This is a genomic window from Novosphingobium sp. GW821-FHT09E05 (assembly GCF_059416165.1).
Map to the genome: position 1 here is coordinate 664390 of NZ_JBWKOQ010000001.1, position 15944 is coordinate 680333.

Sequence of the window (15944 nt, forward strand, 5' to 3'; positions counted from 1 at the left end):
TTCAACCCGCGGCGGATCAGCCCGCCGGGAGGAGCCGCTTGTCGGTGGCGATGCGGTTCATCGCCTTCTGCAGCTTCTCGAAGGCGCGAACCTCGATCTGGCGGACACGCTCGCGGCTGACCGAATAGACCTGGCTCAGTTCCTCGAGGGTCTTGGGATCCTCGGTCAGGCGGCGCTCCTGAAGGATGTCGCGCTCGCGCTCATTGAGCGAGCCCATCGCCTCCAGCAGCATCGAGTGGCGCACCGACGCTTCCTCGGCGTCGGCGACGGTTTCATCCTGCAGCGGACGGTCATCCTGGAGGATGTCCTGCCACTGGCCTTCGCCTTCTTCGCGCAGCGAGACGTTGAGCGAGGCATCGCCGCCCATCATCATGCGGCGGTTCATGTTGACCACCTCGGTCTGCGAGACGCCCAGCTTGGTCGCGATGGCGGCGACGTGGTCGGGGTGCAGATCGGAGTCCTCGTAGGCGTCGAGGTTCTTCTTCATGCGGCGCAGGTTGAAGAACAGCTTCTTCTGCGCAGCGGTCGTGCCCATCTTCACGAGCGACCACGACCGCAGTATGTATTCCTGGATCGAGGCCTTGATCCACCACATGGCGTAAGTCGCCAGGCGGAAGCCGCGCTCGGGCTCGAACTTCTTGACGCCCTGCATCAGGCCGATGTTACCTTCAGAAATCAGCTCGGACACCGGCAGGCCATAGCCACGGTAGCCCATGGCGATCTTGGCGACGAGACGCAGGTGGCTGGTCACCAGCTGCGCTGCAGCGGCGGGATCCTCATGTTCGGAGTAGCGCTTGGCGAGCATGTATTCCTGCTCGGGAGCCAGCACGGGGAACTTGCGAATCTCCGAAAGATACCGGTTGAGGCTCTGCTCGCCACCAAGGGCTGGAACGCTCAGGTTACGGTTGTTGCTCACGATCATCCGTCCTTTCTAGGTCGGCACACGGTCAAAGACCCTTGAAGGCATCTTAGCTTGTGGCCACCTTGGGGTGGTAGCACATAAAAGCGATTTCAGTGTCGCAGTTCGTCGATCAGTGTCCGCATGTCGTCGGGAAGCGGACTGGCGAGATGGACGTTCTTTCCTGTAACGGGATGGACGAAGCCAAGTTCCGCAGCGTGGAGCGCCTGGCGCGAGAAATCGAGCTCATTGAGAGTCGCGCGCAAAGAAGAAGGTGTTCGTCCATAGACAGGATCCCCTAATAGCGCATGACCGATTGACGCCATGTGAACGCGCACCTGATGCGTGCGGCCGGTCTCGAGGCGGCACTCGACGAGGGTCGCGCCCTTGAGCGGCTCGACGGTGCGGAAATGCGTCACCGCGTGCTTGCCGCGCCCATCCTCGACCAGTGCCATCTTTTTGCGATCATGGGGCGATCGGGCGATCGCGCCCTTGACCGTCCGCGCGGCGGGTATCGGCCGCCCGCCGACGACGGCGAGGTAGGCGCGCACGATCGAGTGGTCGGCGAACTGGACCGCCAGCCCCTCGTGCGCCTTGTCGGTCTTGGCGACCACCAGCAGGCCCGAGGTGTCCTTGTCGATGCGGTGGACGATGCCCGGACGCGCGACGCCGCCGATGCCGGAAAGCTGGCCCCGGCAGTGGTGGAGCAGCGCATTGACCAGCGTCCCGTCGAGATTGCCGGCGGCGGGGTGGACGACGAGCCCGGCGGGCTTGTCGACCACGATCAGGTATTCGTCCTCGAATACGACATTGAGCGGAATGTCCTGCGCCACCGCTTCGGCGGCGACGGCTTCGGGCACTTCTATGGCGAAGGGCGTGCCGGGCTCGACCTTGAGCGAGGCGTGCGCGGTCTGCTTGCCGGCGAGGCTGACGCGGCCTTCGCCCATCAGCGCCTTTACCCGCTCGCGCGAGAGGCCGCTCGCGTCGGCAAGCGCCTTGTCGAGACGGCCGCCGGGCTTGCCCACGAGCCCTTCGATGATATTTGCGTTGCCCCCCATTGCCGGTACGATTTGGGGATGGATATCGAGGTGACAAGTGGCGTGCTCGCCATACTTTTAAAAGAGGCCGCAAAAGCGGCTCCCGAGGAATGCTGCGGTCTGTTGACGGGGCGAGGAGCACGTATCGAGACCGCCCAACCCGCCGCCAATCTCGCCGACGACCGCCGCCTGCGCTTCGAGATCGACCCGCTCGCCCTGCTCGCCGCGCACAAGACGGCGCGCGGGGGCGGGCCGCAAGTCCTGGGCTATTACCACTCGCATCCTACGGGTCATCCCGTGCCCTCGGCGACCGATTGCGAACATTCCACCGGGGATTCGCGCATCTGGGCGATCATCGCCCAGAGCGAGGTTGCATTCTGGCGCGATAGCGGGAATGGATTTTCGCCATTGGCCTTCCGCGTCGTGGACTGACGGCGCGCCCAAGCGCAGGGCCGCCTGAAAAGAATACGGAAAGTACCTGATTCCATGACCACCACGAGTTCGGTCGAACTTGCCAGCCTCCTGTGTTCGCGCCTGTGCCACGACATGCTCAGCCCGGTCGGCGCGCTGTCCAACGGCCTCGAGCTGCTCGCCGACGAGAAGGACCCGGAGATGCGGGCGCGCTGCTTCGAGCTGCTCGAGCAGAGTGCGCGGATCTCGGCGGACAAGCTCAAGTTCTTCCGCCTCGCGTTCGGTGCCGCCGGCGGCTTCGGCGAGATGGTGCCGGTGGGCGAGGCCAAGGTGCTGGTCGACGCGCTGGTCGCCAACAACAAGCGCGTCACGCTGAACTGGGCTTTGCCGAGCGATTCGCTGCCCAAGCCCGCAATCAAGACGCTGCTGAACTTCGCGCTGATCGGCCTCGAGGCACTGCCGCGCGGCGGCACGCTCGACATCGCGGCGGAGTACCGGGGCGGCCCGGCCGGCGGGGCGAGCGAGATCGTCGTGCGCGCCGCGGGTCCGCGCATCGCCTTCGACCGTTCGGTGGGAAGCGCGCTGGAAGGGACGCTGCCCGAGGGGGAGCTGTCCAGCCGCACCGCGCCGGCCGCCATGCTCGACCAGCTCGCCAAGGCGATCGGCGGGCAGCTGCAATATGTCCTAGCAGAGGATGCGCTGGTGCTCGGCGCGGTTCTCCCCGGGGCCTGAAGGGGAGGGGAGGGCACGATGAACCGCTGGCTCGTCAACCGCAGGGTTTCCTCCCCCAACTGGAACGAGCGCAAACTGCCGGTCACCATGGCGGTGCTGCACTACACCGGCATGAAGTCCGGCGAGGAGGCTCTGGCGCGGATGTGCGACCCGGAGGCGGAAGTCTCGGCACACTACATGATCGACGAGGACGGGACCGTCACCTCGCTGGTGCCCGAGGACAAGCGGGCCTGGCACGCCGGGCGCGCGTATTGGCGCGGGGTCACCGACGTGAACTCCGCCAGCATCGGCATCGAGCTGGTGAACCCCGGCCATGAACACGGCTACCGCCCGTTCCCCGAGCCGCAGATGGATGCGCTGACCCCGCTCCTCGCCTATATCCTCGACCGTCACGACATCCCGCGCGCCAACGTCGTCGGCCATTCCGACATCGCGCCTGCCCGCAAGGACGATCCGGGCGAATACTTCGACTGGCCGCGCCTCGGGCAACTAGGTCTCGCGCTGGAGATCCCGCGCGCGAAGATGAACCTGTTCTACGACAATCCCGGCGCCTTCTACCTCGCCATGGAGCGTTTCGGCTACGACATCACCGACGGCCGCGCGGCGGTCCGCGCTTTCCAGCGGCGCTGGCGGCCCGAGATCATCGATGGCGAGATCGACGGCGAGATCGGCGGAATCCTGCTCGAACTCCTGTTGGAGCGCGACATCGGGCGTGCTAGGTGAGCCTCGCGCCGGGGAGCCGGGCAGCCGCGGGGTCCTTTGGACCGCGAGGAAAGTCCGGGCTCCACGAAACAAGGGTGGCGGGTAACGCCCGCCGGGCGAGGGGGGCTTCTAGGCCTTCCGAAGCTTAGGGAAAGTGCCACAGAGAGCAGACCGCCGCGTCTTCCTCGGAAGACAGGTAAGGGTGAAAGGGTGCGGTAAGAGCGCACCGCGCTACCGGTAACGGCAAGCGGCAAGGCAAACCCCACCCGGAGCAAGACCGAATAGGGGCTGCGCGCCGGCGTCTGCGAAAGCGGGGAGATCGGCGGGTTCGTTTCGGACCCAGGCAGCCCGGGTTGGTCGCTTGAGCGATGCAGCGATGTATCGCCTAGAGGAATGGCTGCCACCTGTCGTAAGGTCCCTCGATTGGGAGACCACGCCAGGAACAGAACCCGGCTTACAGGCTCCCCGGCGCAAACCGGCCTTCGAGACGGATACCACAGACTCTCGCTGGCGAATGACCGCGGCGTCGTGGACAGGCTCGTGCCGCAACGCCCGCCGCAGGTCGGCGCGGCGACCGGCTCACGCGGCTTCGCTTTGTGGATCGCTGGCCTGGAGGAACCAGCGGTCAGTCCCCTGGAGACCGATCGCCGTGAGTGTCCCGTACAGGAACGCTCCGGTATCCACACCGATGCGGTTGGCGCAGATTTCCGGCGCCTGCGTGATCGTATGGCCGTGAATCACGAAAGCACCGAAATCGCCGCGATGGCTGAGGAACGGCTCGCGTATCCAGCGGCAATCCCGACCGGACTGGAATTCGAGCGGCGTATCGGGGCGAACGCCGGCATGAACGAATACGTAGTCGCCGATGCGGATCATTTTCTTGAAACCGTCGAGGAAATCAAAGTCATCCTGCGGGATGGCTTCGTTCATCAGCCGCTGGAGATCCTCGATCTCGGTCGTCATCGCCAGTTCGGGGTCGACGCCGTAGGACAGGATCGTCTCCAGCCCGCCGAACTTCAGGAAGCCCCGAAGCGCTTCGACGTCGGTGCGGCTGACCAGCAGCATTTCCTCATGATTGCCCTGGATGAATTCCACTTCACGGCGGCTTGCCCACTGCCGCGCCTGTTCGACCACCGCGGCGCTGTCGTGCCCGCGGTCGATGAGGTCGCCCAGCAGCACCACGGTGGTGTGCGCGCGGCCACGTTGGGCGTCGTCCCGTTCGATGATGCCGATCAGCGCTTCGAACAGATCGGCGCGGCCATGGACGTCGCCCACGGCATAGACGCGTTCGCCGGGAGGAATGGCGGCCGCCTGCCTGTCGTTGCGGCGGCGCAGAAGATTACGGATCTTTGAAAGCATTTATTGCACCGCAGTATAGCACTCGCTCCCGCGCGCACAAGCGTTCGCCCCAAGGCCACTCAAGTGACATAAAATCCACAGTTCGTTTCCCTAATATTGCTGAATTGAAATTTTTCTTGTGTGGTCTCTGGGTGCGGTGCAGCAATATTCCGCCAGCGCAACCCATGTCCATCACGAGACCGGGGGCGCAGGATGCAGGTGGGACGAGGCATCAAGACAATAATTGTGAGGGAATGATCATGCTTTTGTCCGTCCGCGGCGCCATCGCCGCCACTCTTCTTGCGGGAACTGCGCTTTCCGCTGCTCCGGCCTTCGCGCAGGATGCCGAGGCTCCGTCCGAAATCACCGTCACCGGCAGCGCTGCCGTGACCAGTGACTACCGTTTCCGCGGCGTTTCGCAGTCGGGTGGCGACATCGCGATCCAGGGCGGCATCACCGTTTCGCACGCCAGCGGCTTCTACATCGCCACCTGGGGCTCGTCGCTCGATCTGGGCCCTCTCTACGGCAGCACCGAACTCGATCTGTTCGGCGGATGGACCGGTGAAGTAGCCTCCGGCCTGACCACCGACGTCGGCCTGCTCTACTATGCCTATCCGAATGGCACCGGCGGCGATTCCGAATTCTTCGAGCCTTACGCCTCGCTCACCGCGATGGCCGGCCCGGCGAAGGTGAAGGTGGGCGGCACTTATGCCTGGAAGCAGGACGCGCTGCCGAACTTCGCCGGCAACAAGAAGAGCGACAACCTCTACCTTTACGGCAACGTCGACGTCGCGGTTCCCAACACCCCGCTCACCATCTCGGGGCACTTCGGTTACACCGACGGCGCGCTGGCGCCTTGCTATTACTGCAACGCTGACCGCACCGGCATCGACTATTCGATCGGCGCTTCGGGCACGATCTACGGCCCGCTCTCGCTGAGCGTGTCCTACGTCGGCGTCTCTGGCCCGAGCATCGACAGCTACACCAACGACACCGTGGTCGCGACGCTTACCGCTTCGTTCTGATCATAGCAGGCGGAACCCTTCGCAGGAGGACCCGTCCGGAGCGATCCGGGCGGGTTTTTCGTGTCTACTCAAGGTAGAAGTCGATCGTCGTGACCACGCGCACCTTCTTGTAGGGCGTATCCGACTGGCCCCAGCCGCCGCCGGAATCCCCGTCCCGCGCCTCGATCGAGAAGTAGCCCTGCGCCGCGTTCTTGATCGCGCCGACCTCGGCGCCGCTGTCCTTGGCGAACTGTTCGGCAGCGGCGCGCGCGTCGTTGGTCGCGGCGGCGACCATCTCGGGCTTGATGCCGTTCAACCGGGTGAAGGTATAGGCCATGCCGGAACCCTCCTCGAGGATCACCCCGCGTTTCACGAGTTCGAACTGGCGGCGCACCGCGTTCTGCGCGCGCTTGATGTCGGTCGTCCGCAGGGTGACGCGCTGACGCACCGTGAAGCTCATGGTCCCGGCGTTGTCCCTGGCCTGGTTGACCGTCACGCCGGTCGGCTGCAGCGCCTCGGCCGGAAAGCCGAGTTCGCCGAAGAAGGCACGGATCTGTGCGGTGTCGCGATCGACGCCGCCCTGCGCCGTGGAGAGATCGGCCGCGGTGGCGGAATAGCTGATCGTCCAGGTCGCGAGGTCGGCGGTGACGTCGCGTTCGGCGAGGCCCTTCACGGTGACGGCGCGGTCGGCCCGCTGCGCGCGCTTGATCCCGTCGCCCAGCGCGAAGCCTCCGATCACGAGGCCGACGGCGAGGATGGCCGAACTCGCGAGCCAGCGGGCGGTCGTGCCCTCGATGTTCCTTGTACCCTTGCCTCCACTCATGCCCGAACTATCTTCGCTCATCGCATCTCTCCCTGATCGTCCCCCGGTTATGGCAAGCACCGGCTGTATCCGCGATGAACCGTTCAATCCCATAGACGAACCGAGAAAGCCCTTCCATGACACGCTACCTCCATACCATGATCCGCGTCACCGACCCCGACGCGACGATCCGCTTCTTCGAACTCGTCGGCCTCAAGGAAACCCGCCGATTTTCGAGCGAGCAGGGCTGCTTCACGCTGATCTACCTGGCGGCGCCGGGGCAGGAGGAAGCCGAGGTCGAACTGACCTACAACTGGCCGGGCGAGGACGGCGCGTTCGAGGAATACACCGGAGGGCGCAACTTCGGCCACCTCGCCTTCCAGGTCGCGGACATCTACGAAACCTGCCAGCGGCTCCAGGACGGCGGCGTCACGATCAACCGCCCGCCGCGCGATGGCCACATGGCGTTCGTGCGCACGCCCGACGGCATCTCGGTGGAATTGCTGCAGGACGGCCGCCTCGATCCCGCCGAGCCTTGGGCGAGCATGCCCAACATCGGCAGCTGGTAAGCCGCGCCCGCGGCGCTCGACCCCTGTGCCGAGCGCCGCCGGGGCGGGCACTGGCCTTCCTTTCCGTTAACTTTGTGAAACCACGGCGAAAGCGGCTGGCGCAACGGCGGCACCTGCCCATAATCCCTGCCTGAGAAAGGTCGGCGGGGGGTCGATCCGTTCCGGGCTCCTCGGGTCGCATAAGAGGGGACGAAGGTGCAGCCAACGTTGGGGTTTCAGTATGCCGTCACCTACCTGCAGGCGGCCGAGCATGAACTGCTGCTGTTCACCGCATTCTGGTTCATCCTGGGCGCGGCTGACGATTTCGGGATCGACCTGTGCTGGCTCTGGCTGCGGGTGACGGGCAGGGGGCGGGCGGGGCGGATCACGCGAGAAGCGGCAGCCGCCCCGCTTTCGGGCCGCGCTGCGGTGCTGATCGCCGCCTGGGACGAAGCGCCGGTCATCGGCCATACGATCGCGCATGCGCTCGGGGCCTGGGCGCAGCAGGACTTCACGCTCTACCTCGGCTGCTACTGCAACGATCCCGCCACCATCAAGGCAGCATCCGACGCCGCTCGCGACGATCCGCGCGTCCGCATCGTGATCACCGAAACCCCGGGCCCGACCACCAAGGCCGACTGCCTCAACCGCGCCTATGCCGCGCTCTGCGCGAACGAGCGGAGGTATGGACGGCGCTATCGTTCGGTCATCCTCCACGATTCGGAGGACATGATCCATCCCGCCGAACTTTCGGTGATCGACCGCGGGCTGGCCGATGCGGAGTTCATACAACTGCCGGTCCGGCCCGAGCCCCAGCCCGATTCGCCGTGGGTCGCCGGCCATTATGCCGACGAGTTCACCGAAGCGCACGCCAAGGCGCTCATCGTGCGCGACGCGCTGGGCGCGGCGATCCCGGCGGCGGGGGTGGGCTGCGGCTTCTCGCGCGACATGATCGCCCGCATCGCCCGGCGGCGAGGCGGTGGCGGAGGCCCCTTCGCGGCCGAGTGCCTGACCGAGGACTATGAACTCGGGCTCCTGGTGCGCAGGGAAGGCGGTCGCTCTCGCTTCCTGCGCGTCCGCGATGACAACGGCGATCTCGTGGCGACCCGGGCCTATTTCCCGGCGACCATCGAAACCTCGGTGCGGCAGAAATCGCGATGGATCCACGGCATTGCCTTCCAGGGCTGGGATCGTCTGGGCTGGAGCACCGATTCTGCCGACCTATGGATGGCGCTGCGAGACCGGCGCGGGCCGTTGACCGCGATCGTCCTGGCGTGCGGCTACATGCTCGTCGTGGTCGAGGGTCTGCTGGCGATGGCCGGCCTGGGCGGCATCTATCCGCAGCCGGTGGTCTCTCCGGTCCTGCGCTTCATGCTTCAGGCCTGCTTCGTGTGCTTTGCATGGCGCTGCCTCTTCCGATTCGCCTTTACCGCGCGGGAGTACGGCGTCGCCGAGGGGGTCAGCGCGGTCATGCGCATCCCCGTCGCCAACTACATCGCGATCCTTGCGGGGCGGCGCGCGCTGTCCGGTTACATCGGGACGCTGCGGGGCGTGGCGGTGCGCTGGGACAAGACCACCCACCATGGACACCCCGCACTGGCAGCGGCGCAGTGAGCGGGGGCAAGATCTCGCGCGGTCACCCGCTGGTGGCGCTGCTGGCGGTACTGGGCGGCTGGGCCGGCGGCCGCGCGGCGACCTGGGACATGCCCACTGCCAGCGCGGTGCAGGCGGCGCAGCCCGTCGCGGCGGCTGCAGAAAGCGGCGGCTTCGCAGTTGATCCGCGGGGAGGGCCGCTGTCGCTCCCCCCTGCCGACTATGCCTATCCCTACGCGCCGATGCCGGTCGATCCGCGCGCACCCGCATATTTTCGCTATCCCGCTGTTTCGAGGCCAGCATTGGGATGGGCGCCGCCATCGTACTACGCGGGCGGAGCGGCGCCGCCCGGTCCTTCGTTGCCGCGCCATTTGCGCGATGAGTTCGCCCTGTCGGAGGGCCTGCCGCGCTTCTATGCGCCGGAGCCTCCCGGCATGGCGGCGACGGGCGCGCCGGTGGGCGCGGCCCCGTCGCTTCCGCAAAAGCCCCGGCGCTGGTCCGCCGATGCCTGGGCCTTGCTGCGCCGCGATGGGACCGGAAGCATCGCTTCGCCGGGCGCCTTGCCGGCGACTTACGGGGCGAGCCAGGCAGGCGCGGTGCTGCGCTACCGGTTGGCCCTTTCCAGCCCCTATCGCCCGGCCATCTACATGCGTACCACTTCGAGCATGGGGCAGTTGCAGGAGACCAGCGCGGCGATCGGCCTCTTGGCGCGGCCATTGCCGGCCTTCCCCGTCATCGCCGCGCTCGAGGCGCGGCTGACCGACCAGGGCGGGTCACGCCGGTTCCAGCCTGTCGCCATGGCCGTCACCGAATTGCCGCCGTTCGTGCTCCCTGGTCGCCTTCGCGGGGAAGCTTATGCACAGGCCGGCTACGTCGCCGGCAGTTTCGCGACGCCGTTCGCCGACGGGCAGTTCAGGGCCGACCGCGCGCTGCTCAGCGTTGGCAAGGTCGACACGCGCCTGGGGGTGGGGGTCTGGGGCGGCGTCCAGAAGGGTGCGGCGCGGCTCGACGCCGGGCCGTCAGCCGCGATCGCGATGCCGCTCGGCCGGGGTACGATGGGCCGGGTTGCGATCGACTGGCGGTTCCGGGTGGCCGGCGAGGCGGTGCCCGACTCCGGACCGGCCGTCACTCTATCCGCAGGTTTCTGAATCCCTGCTTTTCTGCAAGGCCTTGCTGCGGTAGCGAGAAGTCAGCAATGGATGTTTACCTCCCCATCGCGAACCTGTCGGTCAACGGTCTCATCATCGTCGGCCTGGGTCTGCTCACCGGCCTGCTTTCGGGCATGTTCGGCGTGGGCGGCGGGTTCCTGACGACCCCGCTGATGATCTTCTACGGAATCCCGCCCACCGTCGCCGCCGCCTCGGCCGCGAGCCAGGTGACCGGCGCCAGCGTCTCGGGGGTGTTCGCCCATACCCGGCGCGGCAACGTGGACTACCAGATGGGCTCGGTCATGGTGGCGGGCGGCATCATCGGCACCGGCATCGGCGCGCTGCTGTTCAACCTGCTGCAGAAGCTGGGGCAGATCGATACCGTCATCAACATCCTCTACGTGCTGATGCTCGGCTCGATCGGCTGGCTGATGGCGCGCGAGAGCATCCAGTCGATCCTCGCCGAGCGCTCGGGCGTCCCGCTTCCCGCGCGCAAGCGGCGGCATCATCCCATGGTCGCCAGCCTGCCGATGCGCTGGCGCTTCTACCGCTCGGGTCTCTACATCTCGCCGCTGGCCCCGCTGCTGCTGGGCATGGGCACCGGCATCCTGACGATGCTGATGGGCGTGGGAGGCGGCTTCATCCTGGTGCCGGCGATGCTCTACATCCTGGGCATGAGCGCGAACGTGGTGGTCGGCACCTCGCTGTTCCAGATCCTGTTCGTCACCATGGCGACGACGATGATGCACGCACTCACCACCCACGCGGTCGACATCGTGCTGGCCTCGCTGCTGCTGCTGGGATCGGTGACGGGCGCGCAGGTCGGCGCGCAGTTCGCCCAGAAGGCGAGCCCGGTGAAACTGCGCCTGATCCTCGCGGTGATCGTGTTGCTGGTTGCCGGGCGTATGGCGCTGGGCCTCGGCTACCGACCCGACGAGATCTACACCGTGGCGCCGCTGTGAAGGCGCTGGCGCCCGTCCTGGCGGCGCTGCTCGCGCTGGTCATGCTCGCCGGCGCGCGCGATCCGATCCTGGTGCCCGAAGTCTCGCAGCACGAAGTGGACCTCCAGCAGGGCTTCACCGGCACCGAACTGCTGCTGTTCGGCGCCATCCTCACGCCCGAGGGCTCCCGCGCGGCGCAGGACTATGACATCGTCGTCGTGCTCAAGGGGCCGACCCAGTCGATCGTCCTGCGCGAGAAGCAGAAGGTGGCGGGCATCTGGATCAATGCCGCCAGCACCGAACTGCGCAGCGCGCCCAGCTACTTCGCGATCGCTTCGACCCGGCCCATCGCCCAGATCGTCGACGACAAGACAGCGGCGATCTACGAGCTTGGCCTCAAGTGGCTGCAGCTCTCGCCGATCGGTGCGATCGATCCCGAGGAACAGCAGCGCTTCTCCGAGGGGCTGGTGGACCTCAACCGCCGCAACGGCCTCTACCGCGAGGAAGAGGGCGGCGTGAAAGTGAGCGAGCAGGTGCTCTACCAGGCCCGCATCGGCCTGCCCTCGCGCGTGCCGACCGGCATCTACACGGCCGAGACGTATGCCGTCTCCAAGGGCAGGGTGGTGGCCTCGGCAAGCAGCCAGGTCGAAGTGCGCAAGCTGGGCATCGAGCGCGCCATCGCCAATTTCGCGGAGAACTACGGGTTTGCTTATGGCCTGCTCGCGGTGTTCGTGTCGGTGGCGATGGGCTGGCTCGCCGGCCGGCTGTTCGCGCTCATCTGACACGGTGCACAGGTTCGCCGCGTGCGTGCTCTGGTAACGCTCTTAGGCGGAAATTAACCGAGGCCGCGCTACCGCTCGCAATCGGTTGCCAGATAATCCGACGGTAGAAGAACAACATGCATGTCGAGGGTCTCGATCAGGTTCACGCGGCCCAGGCCGGAACCTCGCCCGTATGTCACGAGCCCATTGGCCACGAGCCGATCGGGGTGGTGCTGGAGATCAGCGGGTCGGGCAGCCGGATCGCGTTCGACCTCGAACGTCTGAACGAGATCGCGCTCGACGCCGACCCTTCGGTCGCACTGTCGGGCCAGGTCAGCAGCCAGGTCAAGATACGCGTCGGCAATGGCTGGCTGCTCGCCAGCGTGCGCAACCAGAAGCAGGACGGACGGACGACCGGCGCGGTCCTCTCCGATGTCGATTTCCTTGGCGAGGGGCAGGTCGAGCGACTGACCGGGCGCATCCACGCCTTCCGGCGCGGCGTCACCTTTTACCCGATCCCCGCCGCGATGGTCTATCCCTGCACCAGCGACGACCTTCGCCAAATCTACGCCAGTGACGGCCGCTCGGCGATCCAGGTCGGCAACGTCTATCCCACCCGCGACATTCGCGCCGGGCTCTACGTCGATGCGCTGCTGGGCAAGCACTTCGCGCTGCTCGGCTCGACCGGCACCGGCAAGTCCACCAGCGTCGCGCTGATCCTCCACCGCATCTGCCAGCATGCGCCCGAGGGGCACATCATCATGGTCGATCCGCACGGTGAATATGCCGCCGCCTTCCGCGACACCGGCATGATCCTCGACGTTTCGAACCTGCAGATGCCCTACTGGCTGATGAACTTCGAGGAACACTGCGAGATACTCCTCACCTCGCGCGGGGACGAACGGCAGCTCGACGCCGAGATCCTCGGCAAGGCGCTGCTCGAGGCGCGATCAAAGAACCGGCTGGCAGAGCAGATGGGCCGGATCACGGTGGATTCGCCGATCCCGTACCTGCTCTCGGACCTCGGCATGATCCTCAACAACGCGATGGGCAAGCTCGACAAAGGCCATACGACCGCCCCGTATCTGCGCATCCGCAGCAAGCTCGACGAACTGAAGGGCGACCCGCGTTATCAGTTCATGTTCTCGGGCATGCTGGTGGGCGACGTGATGGCCGACTTCATCTCGCGCCTGTTCCGCCTGCCTTCGCGCGGGCGGCCGATCTCGATCATCGACGTCTCGGGCGTGCCGACCGAGATCACTTCCACCGTCGTCGCCGTGCTCAGCCGGCTGGTCTTCGACTTCGCGGTCTGGGCGCGCGAGGAGAAGACCCGGCCGATCCTGCTCGTCTGCGAGGAGGCGCACCGCTACGTGCCGAACGAGAAGAACGCTGATGGCTCTTCGGTCGGCCGCATCCTTTCGCGCATCGCCAAGGAGGGCCGCAAGTACGGCATCTCGCTCGGCCTCATCACGCAGCGTCCGTCCGACCTTGCAGAGGGCGTGCTCTCGCAGTGCGGCACGATCATCTCGATGCGCCTCAACAACGACCGCGACCAGGCCTTCGTGCGCGCCGCCATGCCCGAGGGCGCGCGGGGCTTCCTCGATTCGATCCCGGCGCTGCGCAACCGCGAGTGCATCATCTGCGGCGAGGGCGTGGCGATCCCGATGCGCGTCGCCTTCGACGACCTCGAGGAGGAAAAGCGCCCCGCGTCCGCCGACCCCTCGTTCACGCAGCTGTGGAACGAGACCGGCGGCGAGGAGGAGATGGTCCTGCGCACCGTCCAGCGCTGGCGGGCGCAGGGGCGGTGAGCCTTCGGGTCAGGCGCCCTTGAACGCCACGCGCCACCTGCCCCAGCGATAGTACACCAGCGTCAGCGCCACCGTCAGCGCCGAGCCGACCGGGTAGGCCCACCACACCGCGTCGCTGCCGAGGTAGGGCACCGCCAGCGCGTAGAAGCCGAGGCGCCCCGGGTAGAGGCCCAGCGTCAGGATCACCAGCGGCGCCACCACGGCGCCGTAGGCGCGCATGGTGCCGGTCATGATCATGGTCACCGAGACGATCACGAACGAGGCGGTGCAGATCAGCTGGATGTGCTCGGCGATCGGCATCGCCGGGCTGTCGCCGCCGAGGAACAGCGCGAGCAACGGGTGGTCGAAGCCGACGATCAGCGCTGCCAGCACCGTCGACATCACCAGATTGGCGCCCAATCCGGTCATCGTCACCTTGTCGACGCGGCTGTGGTCGCCCGCGCCCAGCGACTGCGCGACCATCGCGCTCACCGCCGAGCCGATCGCGAAGGCGGGCATCTGGAGGTAGTTCCACAGCTGCAGCGATGCGCCGTAGGCGGCCGCCGCGTTCAGCCCCTCGCGGTTGACGAGACTGACCATGATGAGCCCGGCGGACGAGACGATCAGCATCTGCGCGCCCATCGGCAGGCCCTTGGTCACGACGTATTTCAGGTCTTCGCCGCGCGGGATCAGGTAGTGCAGTTCAGGACCCCGCAGGCGCAGCGGCAGGTCCTTGCGATAGATGACCCAGATCTGGAACAGCATGCCCGCGGTGTTGGCAAGCGCGGTGGCGATGGCCGACCCGGCCACCCCCAGCGTCGGCAGCGGCCCCACGCCGATGATGAGCAGCGGGTTGAACGCGATGTCGAGAGTTACCGCCAGGATCATCGCATAGAGCGGCGTCTTGGAATCGCCGGCGCCGCGCATGCCCATGGAAACCATCATGTTGACGGTCGCCAGCGGGATGGTGACGAAGATCACGCGCAGGTAGTCCAGCGCGTCGCCGTGGCTGGCGGCCGGTGTTCCGAGCGCGGTCAGCAGGGCGTCCGCCCCGGACCAGCCGATCACCCCGGTCGCCAGCGAGATGACGATGCAGAAGCCCACGCCGGTGCCGAAGGTCCGGCGGGCCGCGTCGAGGTCGCGTGCGCCGAAGTGCTGGCCGACGCGCACGGTGGTGGCCATGCCGAAGCCGAACACCGCGGCGAAGACCAGGAACATCACGATGTTCGCGTTCGCCGTCGCCGCCAGCGCGCTCTCACCCAGCAGGCGGCCGACCCAGATCGCGTTGACCGAGCCGTTCAGCGTCTGCAGCACGTTCGATACCAGCATGGGGATCGAGAACATCAGCAGCGTCCTGAGGATCGGCCCGCGCGTCAGGTCGCCCTTCAGGGCCGGGCCCTGCCTATGCGATTCTTCCCGGGCCTTGGCCTCTGCTTCGAGCGCCTGGGTTTCGGCGACCGGGATCGGGGATGCTTCGTTCATGTCCCCCTCGTGTCGCCCCAGAGATGGATGTGCAAGCGGTCGGTGAACCGCAGGCCATTGCGCGAGCAGAAATCCGCGAGCCATCCGGAACGTTCCCGCACGACATCGCTGGAGCGTCCCTCGGGCATCAGGAACAGCCGCTCGCCGGGGATGGCGTAGGTTTCCTGCAGCGCCATGACCTGCGCGAGGTCGGCTTCCTCGGCCACCACGAACTTGAAGAAGGCGCGCGGCTCGGCCGCCCAGGCGGCGAGGCGGGCGGGCAGGAGCGCGAGGCTTGCCGGGTTGCCGCTGTGCGCCAGCTTGGGGCTGACGTTGTACTGGTGGACCAGCGCGTCGAGCGCGGGATGCGGGGCGACGGTGGAATTGGTCTCGACCTCGACGTGCATGCCGGGGCGGATGTCGTTCAGCGCGGTCACCATGCGGGCCAGCGCCGCGCCCTGCAGCAGCGGTTCGCCGCCGGTGATGACGAGGCGGTCGGGCACCAGCGCGGCGATCGCCTGCGCGAGGTCGGCTTCCTCCATCGGCACCTGGTTCCCGGCCCGCTCGAAGGCGAGGTCGTCGCGGTGGAAGCGGTTGTCGCCGGTGAAGCGCCAAGTGTAGGCGGTGTCGCACCACTCGCACGCCAGATTGCAGCGCGACAGGCGCACGAAGGTGCTCGGCCGCCCCAGCGAGGGGCCCTCGCCCTGGAGCGAGGCGAAGATTTCCGGGGTCCCCGGAGTGGTGGTGGCGAGGGTCAGGGTCATGGGATCGGGGTCACGGA

The 15944-nt window shown here is 66.9% G+C and carries 16 protein-coding genes and 1 other RNA gene; 11 read left to right on the forward strand and 6 right to left on the reverse strand.

Annotation, left to right across the window (positions count from 1 at the left end; translation table 11 throughout):
- Positions 1–16: 16 nt before the first annotated feature.
- Positions 17–922, reverse strand: coding sequence for an RNA polymerase sigma factor RpoH (gene rpoH, locus AC07M9_RS03100; protein ID WP_494881229.1), 906 nt, complete (start codon positions 920–922; stop codon positions 17–19).
- An 89-nt stretch (positions 923–1011) separates the two neighbouring features.
- Entirely contained in the window at positions 1012–1956 is a 945-nt protein-coding gene (locus AC07M9_RS03105) for an RluA family pseudouridine synthase (RefSeq protein ID WP_494881230.1), read from the reverse strand.
- A gap of 18 nt (positions 1957–1974) precedes the next feature.
- Between AC07M9_RS03105 and AC07M9_RS03110 the strand changes: the two genes are divergently transcribed.
- The 4 genes from AC07M9_RS03110 to rnpB all read left to right on the forward strand — a co-directional run bounded on the left by AC07M9_RS03110 (position 1975) and on the right by rnpB (position 4253).
- Positions 1975–2367 carry a M67 family metallopeptidase gene (locus AC07M9_RS03110; protein WP_494881232.1) on the forward strand — a complete coding sequence of 131 codons (393 nt, stop codon included), beginning with the start codon at positions 1975–1977 and terminating at the stop codon, positions 2365–2367.
- A 54-nt stretch (positions 2368–2421) separates the two neighbouring features.
- The gene (locus AC07M9_RS03115) at positions 2422–3078 is read left to right on the forward strand and encodes a histidine phosphotransferase family protein (protein WP_494881234.1); all 657 of its coding nucleotides are present in this window, start codon (positions 2422–2424) and stop codon (positions 3076–3078) included.
- Positions 3079–3096: 18 nt separating this feature from the next.
- Complete coding sequence (locus tag AC07M9_RS03120) at positions 3097–3801, forward strand: N-acetylmuramoyl-L-alanine amidase (protein ID WP_494881236.1); 705 nt, start codon at positions 3097–3099, stop codon at positions 3799–3801.
- Between the two features lie 8 nt (positions 3802–3809).
- Positions 3810–4253, forward strand: an RNA gene (gene rnpB, locus AC07M9_RS03125) — RNase P RNA component class A.
- 106 nt (positions 4254–4359) lie between these two features.
- Here rnpB and AC07M9_RS03130 read toward each other — a convergent pair.
- Positions 4360–5055, reverse strand: coding sequence for a metallophosphoesterase (locus AC07M9_RS03130; RefSeq protein ID WP_494881238.1), 696 nt, complete (start codon positions 5053–5055; stop codon positions 4360–4362).
- Positions 5056–5378: 323 nt separating this feature from the next.
- Between AC07M9_RS03130 and AC07M9_RS03135 the strand changes: the two genes are divergently transcribed.
- The gene (locus AC07M9_RS03135; protein ID WP_494881239.1) at positions 5379–6143 is read left to right on the forward strand and encodes a TorF family putative porin; all 765 of its coding nucleotides are present in this window, start codon (positions 5379–5381) and stop codon (positions 6141–6143) included.
- Positions 6144–6207: 64 nt separating this feature from the next.
- Here the strand turns inward: AC07M9_RS03135 and AC07M9_RS03140 are convergent, their stop codons facing one another.
- Positions 6208–6945, reverse strand: coding sequence for an SIMPL domain-containing protein (locus tag AC07M9_RS03140; protein ID WP_494883878.1), 738 nt, complete (start codon positions 6943–6945; stop codon positions 6208–6210).
- A 116-nt stretch (positions 6946–7061) separates the two neighbouring features.
- Here AC07M9_RS03140 and AC07M9_RS03145 point away from each other — a divergent pair, with 116 nt between their 5' ends.
- The 6 genes from AC07M9_RS03145 to AC07M9_RS03170 all read left to right on the forward strand — a co-directional run bounded on the left by AC07M9_RS03145 (position 7062) and on the right by AC07M9_RS03170 (position 13723).
- Positions 7062–7493: a VOC family protein gene (locus AC07M9_RS03145; RefSeq protein WP_494881241.1), complete on the forward strand. Its 432-nt coding sequence runs from the start codon at positions 7062–7064 to the stop codon at positions 7491–7493.
- 195 nt (positions 7494–7688) lie between these two features.
- On the forward strand, positions 7689–9086 hold the full coding sequence (locus AC07M9_RS03150) for a glycosyl transferase family protein (protein ID WP_494881243.1): 1398 nt from the start codon (positions 7689–7691) through the stop codon (positions 9084–9086).
- Entirely contained in the window at positions 9083–10213 is a 1131-nt protein-coding gene (locus AC07M9_RS03155; protein ID WP_494881244.1) for a hypothetical protein, read from the forward strand. Before AC07M9_RS03150 ends, AC07M9_RS03155 begins: the two co-directional genes overlap by 4 nt.
- Positions 10214–10260: 47 nt before the next feature.
- Positions 10261–11175, forward strand: coding sequence for a sulfite exporter TauE/SafE family protein (locus AC07M9_RS03160; protein WP_494881246.1), 915 nt, complete (start codon positions 10261–10263; stop codon positions 11173–11175).
- Positions 11176–11216: 41 nt separating this feature from the next.
- Positions 11217–11936, forward strand: coding sequence for a TIGR02186 family protein (locus AC07M9_RS03165; RefSeq protein ID WP_494883879.1), 720 nt, complete (start codon positions 11217–11219; stop codon positions 11934–11936).
- Positions 11937–12052: 116 nt separating this feature from the next.
- Positions 12053–13723, forward strand: a complete 1671-nt coding sequence (locus AC07M9_RS03170) for an ATP-binding protein (protein ID WP_494881248.1) — start codon at positions 12053–12055, stop codon at positions 13721–13723.
- A 9-nt stretch (positions 13724–13732) separates the two neighbouring features.
- On the opposite strand, the gene AC07M9_RS03175 is transcribed toward AC07M9_RS03170, so the two are convergent.
- Together AC07M9_RS03175 and AC07M9_RS03180 are read right to left on the reverse strand one after the other, a co-directional pair.
- The gene (locus AC07M9_RS03175; protein ID WP_494881249.1) at positions 13733–15184 is read right to left on the reverse strand and encodes an MATE family efflux transporter; all 1452 of its coding nucleotides are present in this window, start codon (positions 15182–15184) and stop codon (positions 13733–13735) included.
- Positions 15181–15927, reverse strand: coding sequence for a 7-carboxy-7-deazaguanine synthase QueE (locus AC07M9_RS03180; protein ID WP_494881250.1), 747 nt, complete (start codon positions 15925–15927; stop codon positions 15181–15183). The genes AC07M9_RS03175 and AC07M9_RS03180 overlap by 4 nt, the downstream gene beginning before the upstream one ends.
- Positions 15928–15944: the final 17 nt, after the last annotated feature.